The sequence below is a fragment of the Nocardiopsis rhodophaea genome (assembly GCF_039530945.1).
GTDB classification, from domain to species: domain Bacteria; phylum Actinomycetota; class Actinomycetes; order Streptosporangiales; family Streptosporangiaceae; genus Nocardiopsis_C; species Nocardiopsis_C rhodophaea.
Map to the genome: position 1 here is coordinate 123,501 of NZ_BAAAPC010000004.1, position 14,214 is coordinate 137,714.

A 14,214-nucleotide genomic window follows, 5' to 3' on the forward strand; every position below is an offset into this window, starting at 1 on the left:
CGCAGCGTACCGCCCGCCCACGGAGGCGGGCGGTATCAGTCCTGTGCCTGCGACACGGAGCCCCGGACCGTCCGGAGTGGAGATGACCGCAATGTCCATCGAGGTCGGCCAGAGCGCGCCCGATTTCGAGCTGTCCGACCAGCACGGCCAGACCGTCCGGCTGTCGGATTTCACCGGCCGCAAGAACGTCCTCCTGGTGTTCTACCCGCTGGCGTTCTCCGGCGTCTGCCAGAGCGAGATGCACGAACTGCGGGACCACGCCGCCGAGTTCCCCGGCGACGACGTCCAGGTGCTGAGCGTCTCCGTCGACTCGATGTTCGCCCACCGCGCCTGGGCCGACGCTGAAGACCTTGAGTTCCCGCTGCTCTCCGACTTCTGGCCCCACGGCGACGTGGCCAACGCCTTCGGGGTGTTCGACGAAACCCGGGGCGTCGCCCTGCGGGCCACCTTCCTGATCGACACGGAAGGCGTCGTCCGCTGGAAGGTCGTCAACCCGATCTCCGAGTCCCGCAGCCTTGAGGACTACCGCAAAGCCCTCGCGGAGCTCGCCTGACGCCGCCCCGATCCGCCCCGCCGCTCCGGAACGCGCCCACATCCCAGCGCCCCCCGCGGCGCGCGCCCCCACACGCCGCAACGGCCGCACCGCCGTCGGAAACCCGGTACTATTTCTTCCGTTGTCCGATCCTGCACGCCGACGGCGGGGCGGATCGGGCCAGCCACGTATCACCGGGGCGCGTAGCTCAGTTGGTTAGAGCCCCCGCCTTACAAGCGGGTGGTCGGAGGTTCGAGTCCTCTCGCGCCCACCCTGGACGGCTTACTAGAACCCTTAACCAAATCAAGGGAGTCGAGAAGCACGTCGACCGAGCTCCACACAGCACACTCTCCGCCACCGGAGGGGGTGCTGTCGTCGTCCCGGGGTGAAGCGCCATCCTTCGTCCTGTTCGCGCCTGTGTGTGCGTCCTGAAGGGCGTGCAGCCGGTCGAATGGCTCCTTGAGGAGGTGGCCCCTGATCTTTTCCTCCTCCACGTACAGGGCATGGAAGAGCGCCTGGTTGAGCATGCGCCGCTGCTCCTCGTCGCCACGTAGGTAGAGCGCCTGCGGGTTCTCCAACAGCCGCAGACACAGCTCGATCAGTCGTGCGGCGTCGGATAGATCCTCGCCGGTCTGATTGAGCCGTTCGGAGATGCGGGCACGATGCTGCTTTACCTCGCGCAGCTTCTCGCGGAGCCGGTCGTGGCCGATCGTGGGATCGCCGGCCAGGTTAAGCAGCCCATCCTCCGTGGTGTCCAGCTCACGCAGTTGGGCGGTGAGCTGTTGGTGGAGGAGCCGGTTCGCGGCCTGCTGCTGCTCGATCGTCTGTGCCAGGTGCTCGCGTACCCGGGCGGTGAAGCCCGCGCTGAACCGCACCGTGGCGTAGTGTGCCTCGACCGCCTCCTCCAGCCGTATGGCGCTGATGTGTGGGGTGTGGCACTGGCCGCGTTGGTTGCCGATGCAAAAGAAGTACAGGTAGTCGGTGCCGTAGCGATTGGGGTCTTCTGGATGATCACGCGCGTGTCGACGCCGTGGACCCGCTTGCAGTCACCGCACAACAGCGAGCCCTTGAGGTAGTGGTGGTGCGTCCGCCGCCGTTCCGTCTGCGGGCGACGCAGCTTCCCGGTCTGGTGCTTTCGATGGTCGGGGGGCCGACGGCCAGTTCGAACCGGCCGTTGATCGTCGCCACCGCAGTAGGCACCACCGCCAGAACTGCTGTATCAGGCTCCGCCCCTCGATCAGAGAGGGCGGAGCCCGCCCGCTTCGTAGAAGAGGCTGCGTGGTCAGCGAGCTTGCCGCTACGAGCTGTTCTGGCTGACTGCTGCCGAACTGGCCTAGGTGTTCTGCTGCAGGCTCTTCTTCCGCTGCTGGTACTGGCTGCCTGCGAAATAGGCCCACACGATTAGGGTGGCTGAGCCGACGCCATAGCCAACGATGCCCGACCACTGCACAGGGGCATAGGTTGCGAAGAGGAGACTGCAGGAGACGAAGGCAGCGAACCCGATGTGCGGCAAACGACGCTTATCCACTTACGATGACCTCCTCATTTACCAGGCTTCGTTAATGCAGTACCCGATCACGCCGCCGGTGGTACCTGCAGCCGCTGCAATGCAGGGGACACAGGCCGTCCCGGCAGTGCCGCCGCAGACCACCCCGCAGGCGGCGACGATCGCGGCGACGACCCAGGCGGCTATGCCGGAGTTGTTCAGGCAGTCGACGAATTCCGACCACCCCTTAGTCGTGGCCCGGGGTACATCGATCACCCGGTCGAGGCTCTTTACTCCGTTGACCCAGAACTCCACGCTTCCGGAGGTGGCGCTGATCTCCCGCAGGAGTATCTCGTGGACTCCGGTGTCTCCGTTGGGGGAGAAGGAGACGGTCAGTGCGCTGCGGGTGAGGTCTCCGCCGGTCAGCGGGAGGACCACGAGGGTCGTGCCATCGTCGAGGCGGGTGACGCGCCCCTTGGAGAACTCCGCAGTCCCGCCCTCATCCGCGCGCAGGTGTGTCCCCGTCGCGGAGGCTTTATCGTGGGCTTGGTCGATGTAGGAGGCGGCCTCTTCGCCTTTGACCTCCTCCGCGCCGGTGAGCGTCTCCCTGGCGTTTCCAAGGTTTTCCATAGCAGGCTGGGAGGGGGCCACCGACGCACTCCCGCCTGTGCCCGTAAATGCGGACGCTGGAATAGAGTTCTGCACCAGGACCGCCGTCGACAGGAGGAGAATGGTCAGGAAATTAAGCGATCTCGATTTTATCATTTTCTCTTGCTACCAGCCTTCACTGATGCAGTACCCGATCGTTCCTCCCGTAGTTCCGGCAGCGGCGGCGATGCAGGCAATGCAGGCCGTCCCGGCGCTCCCGACACAGATCGCCGAGCAAGCAATGGTGATCGCCGTCACGATCCACGCGGCTACGCCGGAGTTGTTCAGGCAGTCGACGAATTCCGACCATCCCTGTGTCGAGGCCTGGCTTTCCTTGACGATGTGGTCGACCTGCTTGAGGCCGTCGACCCAGAATTCGACGCTTCCGGACGTGGCGCTGATCTCCCGTAGGAGCATTTCATAGACCGATCCGGTCGTTCCGTTGGGAGCGAAGGAGACGGTCAGTGCGCTGCTGGTGAGGTCTCCGCCGGTCAGAGGAAAGACAACAAGGGTCGTGCCATCGGCCAGGCGGCTTACCTCGCCTTGTGAGAATTTGCTGGACTCGCCCTCCTTCAGGTGGGTGCCCGTCGTGGAGACCGCGTCGCGTGCCTGAGCGATATATGAGTCGGCTTTCTCGCCTTTCACGAGTTGGGCTTCGGCCCGCTGCTCTAACGCCTTTGCCAAGTCCGCCGTCGCGGTTTGCGATGGAGCGGCCATAGACATAGCGCCAGCTGTCGTCAGCGCCGATGCTGGGAGAGTGTTATAGACCAGGGCCGTCATCGAGACGAGGAACACCGTCAATGCCGTAAAGGCTTTGGATCTCATAGTTTCCCAACGATATGGGGGCAGTTCGGTGGCAGACCTTAAATGAGGTCCGGCTCCAGCAGCAAGGGTCCCTCGATCGGAGCTATTATCCCGAAGTCGTCCCGTGAGATCTTTAATGTTTGGAGTTCCTGGTGTGAGCGTGAGTACCGGCGAATATGCAGAGGCGAGGGCTGTCCGCATTCGGCCCGAGTCTTGACATGTTTGGTTCTGGTCTTTAAGGGGACAGAAACGCCATGCTGCTCCGTCTCCCTGCCGGAGATTCCTGGGGCCTGCAGCCTCGCGAGTCACTGGGGATAGCGATGCCGCCTAGCACGAGGTGGGCGGTTGTCGGGCTGCGGGCGTCCTGTCGAGCGTAGTGTAGGTGGGGCGCCTTCTCGGCGAGGACGTCGAAGCCCTCGTCGGTGGAGCGGCCGATGCCGTGGTGGGGTGCCAAGACGGCTGGGCTGGTGCCGTCGCGGTAGTGGCGCAGGACCACGACGGCCTGGCAGAAGCAGCCCAGGGCGCGGGTAGCCAGTGCGGGTGCCGCGTTGTCGGAGCTCGTCGGCCAGGAGCTTAGACCGGATCGGCTCACGCGCCCGAGGGATCGCGCTGAAGGCGCAGAATTCGGGACGTTGCATCGAATACGCGTCGACGTCGCGACACGGGCAACATCGCCGCAGTTCAGGGCAGGTTGCGCAGACGTCGGTCAAACCGCCGCCTCAGGCTACGTAGGTTTGAACGCCATGCTTGTCTCAAAGTATGACGCCCCTTGAGCGCTCCGATGCGCGGTTGAGGGATGGAGCCGAAGCTATTCGGACAGAAAATCCGACCCATGCCTGTCAACGTCGTTTGAATCTGGGCTCTTGCACGGGTTTCGTGAGTCGACCACGTGAGTCCGGCTGCCCTGGCGAAGATGCCGGGTGTCGATCTTTTCCCTGATAGAGACTCTCTTTCCCCATCTGTCCCGGTTGCAGATCAATGACGTCCGCCGGTGCGGCACCGCCATCGTGATTAGCGCCTGTGCCCGGCAGCGGAGCGCTTGCTGCATTTCATGTGTCCTGTATGGGCGCAATCAAGACGCGGCTGGAAAGAATGATGGCCTTATATCGTCGACGCCGCAGGGAGTGCTACCGCTAAATCCTATGCCGATCTGCCAACTAGCGCCAATGGTATATGAAGCGAATATGCGAAGGTTGTATAAACGCGATTGGGGTGCGCCAGAAACCCTGTGCGACCTGGCTATCAGCATGTCCGCTTCTTTGACGGATCGATGGCGTTTGCTACTTCCAGAACGGCCTTGCGTACGTAGTACAGGTTGCCCTCAGGGGCATCGCGGGTTCCGCGTACATCGTCGAGGTTGATCTCGTAGACCATCTGCGGGAGCGAACCAAACGGCCCCTCAGCGTCGATCGTGACAGTGTGGATCTGCGGCCCTTCGCTTTTAAGGAGTTCGAATCCGCGTCCGATGGACCAAATGAGCTTGTGGCCAGGGCCGAGCGTTGCAATACTGTCGCCCAAGCGCCTCAGGCCGTCGGCGCCACAGCTCGACTCCTCGTACGGCAGCTCCGGTTCGATCGTGGCACGGACGTTGGGCGCGAACGTCGGCCCCGAGTTGCCCAAGACCAGATTGAGAAGTGTCCCCTGGGCTTCGTCCGGCCGTACGTCCACCCATACGTAGGGCTGGGCGGCATCTTTCCTCAGCTCCCGCTGGATTTCTGTCTGTGCCTTTGCTGCATTCGCCGCTCGCCTCGTGTAGAAGAGACCAGGGAGGTGAGGGCGGCCGCGATGGCAGCCAGCGCGGCCGCGGCCCCGGCGATCGCGGAAACAGTCTGCGGATCCAAAGCTCCATACTCCCACTTGCGGGAGCAGTGGGCCCGTCATAGACGGTTTTGCTTTCCCTCTCAAACGGAGGCGTTGGCTTCCACCTGTGCCAAATACGTGCTGAATATTGCCGATAGCTTGGCTGGTGCCGCTGTTGTCGCAGGTCAGGGTGCTTGTGTTCGAGGCGTGATGGAGGGCGCGGGCCGCCGCTGTACCGTGCTCCTCAGCCAGGCCGCAGGGGATGAGGCGGATCTGGTCCGCGAGGCCGTGGCGGCGCATGGCGTCGCGCGGTCGCCGCGCCATCGAGACGACCTGGAGGCGGCTGCTCAGCTCGGCGATTCGGGCGGCGGGCGCTTTTCGTGGCCGAGCAGGAACAGTACCTCGCAGCGGTCAGCGAGGAGCGCGTCGACGGCACGCTGCTCGCTGCGGCCGCGGCCCCTGACACCCAGCTCCCACCTGCTGGTGGTGGTTTACCGGTGGCCGGTGGCCGGTGGCTCGCGTGAGCGGCCGAGATTCACACGTTCGGACACTCTGGGTAATCGGTTGGGTGTATTGTGCTACGGGTCGGGTGGTCGAAGCGGGGGAGTCATCGTGCGTGTCATCGGGTCTGACGCCCGGGGAGAGGAGCGTCCGAGCCGGGTCGCGGAGGTCGGCGAGCGGGACGGCAGAGACGGCGAAAGGGCGGGCACCGAGGGAGTGGAGGCGGCATCTCCCGGCCCGTGGCATCCGTTGGACGTCGCCGCCAAGCCCGTGGTGCTCGACCGGTTGCGCGTGCAGGCCGCCGCGTTCTTCGACCTCATTAGGCCCGAGCGCGTATGGGAGGATCCAACGGCGGCGGGCCACTGGGAGGTGCGGGACCTGGCCGCGCAGATGGTGGCGGAGACCACGCGGCATCTGGTCGGCCTCACCGCCCCGGCGAGCACCTGCCCCACCGCTCCGCCGTCGCTGAGAAGGCACGCGCGGCGCAATGACGAGGTGACGATGGCGGCCCGCGTCGTCGGCCGCGGCGACACCATTGCCACCCTTCGCGACCGCCTCGCCGTGGTCCTGGCCCTGCTTGAGGGCCTCGACGCGACCATGTGGACGCGGCCGGTCGCCGCTCACCCGGTGTTCGGTCCGGTCTCCGGTGCCTTCTGCGCCGTCCACCAGATCCTCTCCTACACCGTCTACGCGTGGGACATCCGCGAGGGGCGCCGACAGCGGCACGCCGTCTCGGCCGACGCCGCCGACATGGCGTCCCCGTTCCTCCTGACCACGTGGCAGCGCACGCTCTACGCGGCCCCCGCCGGGCCGATCCGCGTCGGAGTCCAGGTCAGCGGGCGCAACGGCGCCGGCTACCTGGTCGACGTCGATCGTACCGGCGGCTTGTCCTACGCGCTTGGTGACGCGTGGAGCGCGCCGGCCGTGCTCGCGTTCGACCCGGGAAGCTTCCTGTTGACCGTCTACGGGCGCGTCAACGGCGGTTGCGATTACGGCGACCTCGCTCTGGCGCGCAAGTTCCGCAACCTGTTCTTCCGGATCTGATCAGCTGTTTCGCCGGGGATCCAGGGTGATGCCCGCTTGGCGCCGCGCTGGGCCGCGTTGCCTGGGCGCGGTTCCCGAGTGGCATTTAGGGTGGCCCATATCGAAATCTCAACTGTAAAGGTGCCGGTTCCGAGGGGATGTGATGGGAGGCGACACGGTCTACTCGACATCGGTCCGATAGCGCGGCCGCAGCGCCCGTGCGCGCAACGCGGCGAGCGCGGTGATCTCCCCGCCTTCGGTCAGCACTGGCGGCTCGTCCACCAGGCAGTCGTCGTCGAGCATGCCCAGCGCCCACATCCGGTACCGGAACCGGTGGGTCTCCCTCCGAATCGGTCCACCGAGGTCACCCCCGTCGCGGAAGGCCCAGCCCTCCTCCGCGAGCATCGAGGTGAGCCGCTGCGTCAGCTCGTCGGCGGTACGCGGTGTGGAGGTCAGCAGGACCAGCAGCGCCGCCTCCCGCACGGCCACACCGAAGTCGGGCTCGCCGCCCTCGCGCCCGATGACCGCGGCCGTGGCGGTCCTCCAGAACACGTCCTGGTCTTCCAACATGCGGACGCCCGTCTTGGTGAGGACGAGGGAGGTCCCAGCGCGGCGGATGGCGCGCATCTCGCGCTGCGCGAGCGTGCGCAGCGTGTGCAGCGGGACGACATCGAGTTCCCGGTTGAGCGGGCCGGTGAGCCACTCCCGCCAGCCGAACAGGTCGACGGCCTCGGAGACGAGCATCGGGGCGATGTAGTGCCGGGCGGTGAGCGGGAGCCGGTCGCGGCTGTGGCCCAGCAGCCAACCAAGCGCGCGCAGCACCCCCTCCGGTGCCGGATCTGGGGCCTTGCAGGGCATCGCCAGCAGCCGCGGTGCCAGTTCCCCGGCGAGGGTGGAGCGCTCCCCGTGGCGCTCCACCACCCACGTCTCCAACCTCTCGGAGTGGATCCGCTCCAACCAGCAGGCGCCGTCGAGTTCGGGCCGCTGCTGGGTGAGCCAACGCGTCAGCAGCGCCTCGCGCGCCTTCTTCCATCCGCGCCCGCCCACCCGCAGCTCCCCCGACGCCAGCGCCAGATCCAACGCCGCAGCGCAGTCGCCGAACGCCGCGTTCTCCTCGGGGCCCATCAGCGTCCCCCAGGTGTGCAGCGGGGTGGCGGTGGGTACCGAGCCACTCCTGGTCGTGGCCTCGGTGTAGGCGGCCACTCCGGCGTCGTGGCCCTCCTCCTCGTAGATCCGCAGGATCTGCTCGGTGAGCTCGGACTCGCAGACCGCCGCGTAGCGTTCCAGGCCGTTGAGGTTGAGCAGGCGGCCGAGCGCATGGGCCACCTGCACACGTTTCTCCGTGCTGATCATCCATTTGACCGGCAGGGCGTACCAGAGGAAATCCTGCATGCGCAGCAGATCGATACCCTCCAGGCCACCGCTGGACAGCCAGCCCATGGCGGCGGCCGCGTCTTCGGCGTGCTCGGGATTCTCCCGGCGCAGTACCGTCAGCGCCTCTCGTTCGCTCAGCATGGCGCCAGTCTGCCGTGTCGTATGCGTTGAAGTACACCAGCAGGTGGAGGTGTTCGCGGTTCCGTCGAAGTGGAGCTATGGCTCCGTGCGTGGATAACGGGTCTGGACGGGGGCCGCTGCGGGACCATGGGGACGGAGGCCGGCGAAGGGACCGGGTAGTGTGAGGTGCACGACGGCGCCCTGATCTCCCCAACGTGGTCGGACACCAGCGCGGAGGATGAAAAAGGCCGAGAGGGGTGCCAGCACCCCTCGACAAGGGCGTGTCCAAGCCATGGCGGTCGTTTCGTCGTGCTCCGTAGATTGATGGTGTCGGTTCCGGCCGCGCTCACGTGCGCACACGGCGCCGATCCCCGCATTGGCCGGGGAGCGAGCACGTGCCACCAACGCGGTGACCGGTCGGCCGACTCCGCTCGCATCGCAACGCACGACCCGCAGGGTCGTATGACCACGACATAGGGCCTGCTGGGTGACCCGATCCGCCCACCCCCCACGACCCAGAGCTCCGCGCCCCGCGCTGTACCCCCATCTTCTGTACCTCCCCGTCCACGACCGTTCCGGACGCGGGAGCCCGCTCGCCAAGGAGGAACGACCTTGCCCGCCACCGGAGTGAACAGCAGCCCGGTCGAACCCGATGCCCGGACACGACGCCGCTCACCGTCGGGACGGGGAAGCGACTTCGCCCGACTGTCGCAGCGCGTCGCCGCCGTCGGCCTGCTCGATCGCGCGCCCTTCTCCTACTACGCCCTGCGGCTGGGCGCCATCGGCCTTCTTTTCGTCGCGAGCTGGGCGGCAGTGTTCGTCCTTGGCGATTCCTGGTGGCAGATGCTGGCGGCGGTCTTCCTCGCCGCCATGTTCGGCCAGGTCGCACTGGTCGCCCACGACCTCGCCCACCGCCAGGTGTTCCGGACCCGGGTCCCCAGCGAGGTGTGCGGACGCCTGGTTGGAAACCTCGGCATCGGTATGAGCTACGGGTGGTGGCAGGACAAGCACACCCGGCACCACGCCAACCCGAACCACGAGGACCTCGACCCCGACGTCAACCCCGACGTCCTTGTCTGGTCTTCCGACCAGGCCGCCGAGGCCACGGGCCTGCCCCGCTTCATCGGCCGCTACCAGGCGTTCCTGTTCTACCCCCTGCTCACGTTGGAGGGCCTGAACCTGCACGCGCAGAGCGTGCGGGCGCTGTTCCAGCCCTACATGAAGCAGCGCTGGCCGGAGGCGGCCCTTCTCCTCGGCCACTTCGCGATCTACCTGACCATCGTGTTCTCCGTGATGTCGCCCGCCAAGGCCGTCCTGTTCATCGCCGTCAACCAGGCCCTGTTCGGCGTCTACCTCGGTAACGTCTTCGCGCCCAACCACAAGGGCATGCCCACCCTGAAGAAGGGCGAGAAGCTCGACTTCCTCCGCAAGCAGGTGCTCACCTCGCGCAACGTCAGGGGCGGCTGGCTCATCGACAACGCCATGGGCGGTCTCAACTACCAGATCGAACACCACCTCTTCCCGAGCATGCCGACCCCGCACCTGCGCCGCGCGCGGCTGATCGTGCGGGAGTACTGCGCCGAGAACGGTATCCCGTATCACGAGACCGGGTTTATCCGCTCGCACGTCGAGGCCATGCGGCACCTGCACAGCCTCGGTTCGCCGATCCGCGGTGCGGCCCGGGCGGCCTGAACCGCAGGAACCGGCCTCGCGCTCTGAGTACCTGTACTCAGGCGCCTCCGCCCCCGTTCGCGGTGAGATGGGGGCCGCGAGGGTAGGTTTCCAGCGACGGCCGCAAGCGGTCCGCGTCCGATCAACCGGGTCGCGGACCGCTGCGGCGTTCGAGAGGGGACGGCGAGGATGTCCAGGCAAGCACGGGCCCGCGACTCCGAGGCGCGAGAGGAGGTCTTGCGCCAACTGGTGGTGGAGGGCGTGCTCTCGGCCGAACAGGCGGGTGCGGTGGGAACGGCGCTCCGTCGTGCCGGTGTCGGTGGCGGAAGCGGTCGGACGCTGGTCCGCGGGGCCGAGGTCGCCGGGTACGCCGGCGGCGGCCTGGTACTGGCCGGTGTCTTCGCGCTGCTCGCCACGGCCTGGCAGGACCTGGACGTCGCGGTGCGGGTGCTGCTGCTGGCCGCCATTGCCGTGGCCGCGGCGGGTTCCGGGCTCGTCATGGCCGGTGGGCCGCGTGTGGCACTCGGGCCCGACTCGCTGGCCGGGCGGCTCCGCGGGCTCTCGGCGGGTCCGACGGTTCCCGCGGTGCGCCGCCGGGTGGCCGGCGTGCTGTTCGCGCTGGCAGCGCTGGCCGCGGCGTTCGCCGTGAGCGTCGGGCTCGACGGCGCGGAGGGGCTGGAGTGGGTCGCCCCGCTGGTCGGGTTGGTGGTCGCCCTCTCCGGGTATGCGGCGCTGCCCTCAGCCGTGGCGCTGGTGATCAGCTGGTGGATGAGCGGGACGCTCGTCATAGTGGCGTTCAACGCGTTCGTGACGGACCGCATCGACGTCACACTGGCCACAGGGCTGACTCTGGTCGTGGTGGGCGCGGCATGGGCCGCCCTGACCGCATGGGGCGCGCTGGTCGAACGCGGGCTCGGCATCGGCCTGGGAGCGGCGATGGCCCTCCTCGGCGCGCAGTTCCTGCTTTTCCGGGAGGAGACGTCGTTCCTCGGCTACATGCTGACCCTGGGCGCGGCGGCGCTGTGCCTCGGCTTCTACCGGTGGGAACGGACCGTGGTGCTGCTCGTGTTCGGGATTCTCGGGATCACCGTCGGCGTGACGGAGCTGGTGTGGGATCTCACCGGTGGCGCGATCGGTGCGGCGGCGATCCTGCTGACGGCCGGGGCCGTCCTCCTCGCTTCCTGCTGGGTCGGCATCAGGCTGCACAGAGACGGCGCCGCGGAACCCGCGCGGGCAGGTGGGCCGGAGGAGGCCGAGCCGACCAGCACGGGGCCGGCACCTGAGGGACCCGCGCCGAACGGTCCGACGCCGACACCCGGGGCCGACCGGCCCGAGTAGGGACGCCCGCGGCCGCGCGGCGGTCCGGTTCCCCCCGCATTCTCCTCCGCCCGGCTTCCGTTGCCTGGCGGGGGCACCGAACGACGACGCGGGCGGGGGGCCCGCCCACAGGGGCGGGGCCCGCGGCCGCGTCCGGTGCCGGTCACCTCGAACCAGCGGATCGGTCCTCTTACACCTCGGCCCGCGCAGGCGCGGACCAGGGCACCTGCCTCAAGGCGTCTCGCTAGCTCAGGCCCTTGTCGAGTCCGGCGCGGCGCAGCGCTTCGGCCATCGCGCCCCCCGGCGCGGCGTCCTGGCGTCCACCGCGGTCCCGGTTCGATCGGCCGTCACGCCCTGACTGGCCGCCCTTGCCGCGCCCACGGCCGGAGGAGCCGCGCTCCCGCTGGCCTCCGCCCTCGGCGCTGCCGCGCGTGCCGCCGCGCCTGTCGCCCCCGGCAGCAGCAGTGTCGGCATCGTCGTCCAACCGCATGGTGAGCGAGATGCGCTTGCGCGCGGTGTCGACGTCGAGCACCTTCACCCGCACGATGTCGCCGGACTTCACCACGTCGCGGGGGTCGTTGACGAAGTTCTTCGACATCGCCGAGATATGCACCAGGCCGTCCTGGTGCACGCCGACGTCCACGAACGCGCCGAACGCGGCGACGTTGGTGACGGTGCCTTCGAGCAGCATGCCGCGTTCTAGGTCGTCGAGGGTTTCCACGCCCTCCCTGAACGACGCGGTGGTGAACGCCGGGCGCGGGTCGCGGCCCGGCTTCTCCAGCTCGCTGAGAATGTCGGTGACGGTGGGCAGACCGAACGTGTCGTCGACGAACTCCTGCGGCTTGAGCGTGCGCAGGACCGACCCGTTGCCGATCAGCGACCCGATCTGCACGCCCGCGCGCTCCAGGATGCGGCGCACCACCGGGTAGGCCTCCGGGTGCACGGCCGACGCGTCGAGCGGGTCGTCGCCCCCGGGGATGCGGAGGAACCCGGCACACTGCTCGAACGTCTTCGGTCCGAGCCGCGGGACCTCCGTGAGGGCCGCGCGGGAGCGGAACGGCCCGTTGGCGTCGCGGTGGGCGACGATGTTCTCCGCGATCGTGGAGTTGATGCCGGACACCCGCGTCAGAAGCGGCGCCGAAGCCGTGTTGACGTCGACGCCGACGCCGTTCACGCAGTCCTCGACCACAGCGTCGAGCGACCGGGAGAGCTTCACCTCGGACACATCGTGCTGATACTGGCCGACGCCGATCGACTTCGGGTCGATCTTGACCAGCTCGGCCAGCGGGTCCTGCAGGCGGCGGGCGATGGAGACGGCGCCGCGCAGGGACACGTCGAGGTCCGGCAGTTCCTTGGAGGCGAACGCGGAAGCCGAGTAGACGGAGGCGCCGGCCTCCGACACCGTGACGCGGGTGAGGCCGAGCTCCGGGCGGAGCTTCATCAGCTCGGCGGCGAGCTTGTCGGTCTCCCGCGACCCGGTGCCGTTGCCGATCGCGACCAGCTCGACGCCGTGCTCCTGGGCGAGGCGGCCGAGCGTGTCCAGCGACTCGTCCCAGCGCCGCTGGGGCGCCAGGGGGTAGATCGTGGTGGTGGCGACCACCTTGCCGGTACCGTCGACCACCGCGACCTTCACGCCGGTGCGGATGCCCGGGTCCAGGCCCATGGTCGGGCGGGTTCCGGCCGGTGCGGCGAGCAGAAGGTCGCGCAGATTGGTGGCGAAGACGCGCACGCCGTCGTCCTCCGCCGCCTGCCACAGCCGCATCCGCAGGTCGATGTCGAGGCGGACGAAGACACGGGTCCGCCAGGCCCAGCGCACGGTGTCGAGCAGCCACCTGTCGGCCGGGCGCCCCCGGTCGACGATGCCGAAGTGCGCGGCGATGGTGGTCTCGTAGGTGCTCGGGGCGCGGCGCTCGGCCAAGGGTTCGGCGGGCTCCTCCGGCTCCAGGGTGAGGCTGAGCACCTCCTCCTTCTCGCCGCGGAACATCGCCAGGATCCGGTGCGAGGGCAGCTCGGTGAGCGGCTGGGCGAAGTCGAAGTAGTCGGCGAACTTCGCGCCGTCGGTCTCCTTGCCCTCGCGCACCTTGGCCACCAGGCGGCCGCGCTCCCAGACGCGCTCGCGCAGGGTCCCCACGAGATCTGCGTCCTCGGCGAATCGTTCGACGAGGATGGAGCGGGCGCCGTCGAGCGCGGCGTCGGCGTCGGCGACGCCCTTCTCGGTGTCGACGTAGGCGGCGGCGCTGGCCTGGGGATCCTGCTCGGGGTCGGTCAGGAGCAGGTCGGCGAGCGGTTCGAGCCCGGCCTCGCGGGCGATCTGGGCCTTGGTGCGGCGCTTGGGCTTGTAGGGGAGGTAGATGTCCTCCAGCCGGGCTTTGGAGTCGGCCTGCCTGATCCGCTCTTCGAGCGCGTCGTCCAGCTTGCCCTGGGCGCGGATCGATTCCAGCACGGTGGCCCGGCGTTCCTCCAGCTCGCGCAGGTAGCGCAGCCGTTCTTCGAGGGTGCGCAGCTGGGCGTCGTCGAGGGTGCCGGTCACTTCCTTGCGGTAGCGGGCGATGAACGGGACGGTGGCGCCGTCGTCGAGCAGCCCGATGGCCGCCGTCACCTGCTGCTCGCGAACGCCGAGTTCGTCGGCGATCCGCTGATCGATGGAGGTCGTCACGTTGGCTTGTTCACCTTCTTACTCAGGGACACCGATGCATTGTCCTGGTGGGGGGACGGGTTGTCACGCCGGGGTCGTGGATCGGGGCGAGAGTGTGACGCGGTCGGCGGCCGGTGGGAGGGCGGCCGGGGTCGGTTGGGCGGCCTGGTCGGCGTGGATCCTGTCCGGTGGTGTGCGGTAGGCGGCGGCGAGGATTGGGGTGGTGGCCGGGGCCGCACCCCCGCCCGGACGCGCACGGGGTACCGAAGGGCCCGAAGCCATGGGGGCCTCATTGCGTTCCTT

The 14,214-nt window shown here is 68.2% G+C and carries 13 protein-coding genes and 1 tRNA gene; 7 read left to right on the forward strand and 7 right to left on the reverse strand.

Annotated features, from left to right (window positions below; all coding sequences use genetic code 11):
- Positions 1 to 91 precede the first annotated feature (91 nt).
- From ABD259_RS05790 to ABD259_RS05800, 3 genes are all read left to right on the forward strand, one after another.
- A complete protein-coding gene (locus ABD259_RS05790; RefSeq protein ID WP_344160881.1) occupies positions 92 to 553 on the forward strand; it encodes a peroxiredoxin in 462 nt (153 codons plus the stop codon).
- 176 nt (positions 554 to 729) lie between these two features.
- Positions 730 to 803, forward strand: a tRNA-Val gene (locus tag ABD259_RS05795).
- A 391-nt stretch (positions 804 to 1,194) separates the two neighbouring features.
- The gene (locus tag ABD259_RS05800; RefSeq protein WP_344160660.1) at positions 1,195 to 1,608 is read left to right on the forward strand and encodes a hypothetical protein; all 414 of its coding nucleotides are present in this window, start codon (positions 1,195 to 1,197) and stop codon (positions 1,606 to 1,608) included.
- Between the two features lie 257 nt (positions 1,609 to 1,865).
- Here the strand turns inward: ABD259_RS05800 and ABD259_RS05805 are convergent, their stop codons facing one another.
- From ABD259_RS05805 to ABD259_RS05825, 5 genes are all read right to left on the reverse strand, one after another.
- The gene (locus ABD259_RS05805; RefSeq protein WP_344099898.1) at positions 1,866 to 2,060 is read right to left on the reverse strand and encodes a hypothetical protein; all 195 of its coding nucleotides are present in this window, start codon (positions 2,058 to 2,060) and stop codon (positions 1,866 to 1,868) included.
- 18 nt (positions 2,061 to 2,078) lie between these two features.
- Positions 2,079 to 2,648, reverse strand: a complete 570-nt coding sequence (locus ABD259_RS05810) for a hypothetical protein (RefSeq protein WP_344160663.1) — start codon at positions 2,646 to 2,648, stop codon at positions 2,079 to 2,081.
- Between the two features lie 144 nt (positions 2,649 to 2,792).
- Positions 2,793 to 3,491 carry a hypothetical protein gene (locus ABD259_RS05815; protein WP_344099902.1) on the reverse strand — a complete coding sequence of 233 codons (699 nt, stop codon included), beginning with the start codon at positions 3,489 to 3,491 and terminating at the stop codon, positions 2,793 to 2,795.
- Between the two features lie 214 nt (positions 3,492 to 3,705).
- On the reverse strand, positions 3,706 to 4,062 hold the full coding sequence (locus ABD259_RS05820; RefSeq protein WP_344099904.1) for a hypothetical protein: 357 nt from the start codon (positions 4,060 to 4,062) through the stop codon (positions 3,706 to 3,708).
- 650 nt (positions 4,063 to 4,712) lie between these two features.
- Entirely contained in the window at positions 4,713 to 5,090 is a 378-nt protein-coding gene (locus ABD259_RS05825; protein WP_344160666.1) for a hypothetical protein, read from the reverse strand.
- 560 nt (positions 5,091 to 5,650) lie between these two features.
- Between ABD259_RS05825 and ABD259_RS05830 the strand changes: the two genes are divergently transcribed.
- Entirely contained in the window at positions 5,651 to 5,794 is a 144-nt protein-coding gene (locus tag ABD259_RS05830; protein WP_344099908.1) for a hypothetical protein, read from the forward strand.
- 88 nt (positions 5,795 to 5,882) lie between these two features.
- Positions 5,883 to 6,815, forward strand: a complete 933-nt coding sequence (locus ABD259_RS05835) for a hypothetical protein (protein WP_344099910.1) — start codon at positions 5,883 to 5,885, stop codon at positions 6,813 to 6,815.
- A gap of 159 nt (positions 6,816 to 6,974) precedes the next feature.
- Here ABD259_RS05835 and ABD259_RS05840 read toward each other — a convergent pair whose 3' ends face one another.
- Positions 6,975 to 8,309 (reverse strand): hypothetical protein, encoded by a 1,335-nt coding sequence (locus tag ABD259_RS05840; RefSeq protein WP_344099912.1) that lies wholly within the window; start codon positions 8,307 to 8,309, stop codon positions 6,975 to 6,977.
- A 591-nt stretch (positions 8,310 to 8,900) separates the two neighbouring features.
- Here ABD259_RS05840 and ABD259_RS05845 point away from each other — a divergent pair.
- Together ABD259_RS05845 and ABD259_RS05850 are read left to right on the forward strand one after the other, a co-directional pair.
- Positions 8,901 to 9,980, forward strand: coding sequence for a fatty acid desaturase family protein (locus ABD259_RS05845; RefSeq protein ID WP_425573484.1), 1,080 nt, complete (start codon positions 8,901 to 8,903; stop codon positions 9,978 to 9,980).
- 168 nt (positions 9,981 to 10,148) lie between these two features.
- Complete coding sequence (locus tag ABD259_RS05850) at positions 10,149 to 11,297, forward strand: hypothetical protein (RefSeq protein WP_344160669.1); 1,149 nt, start codon at positions 10,149 to 10,151, stop codon at positions 11,295 to 11,297.
- Between the two features lie 223 nt (positions 11,298 to 11,520).
- Here the strand turns inward: ABD259_RS05850 and ABD259_RS05855 are convergent, their stop codons facing one another.
- Positions 11,521 to 13,932: a Tex family protein gene (locus ABD259_RS05855; protein ID WP_344160672.1), complete on the reverse strand. Its 2,412-nt coding sequence runs from the start codon at positions 13,930 to 13,932 to the stop codon at positions 11,521 to 11,523.
- Between the last annotated feature and the right edge of the window lie 282 nt (positions 13,933 to 14,214).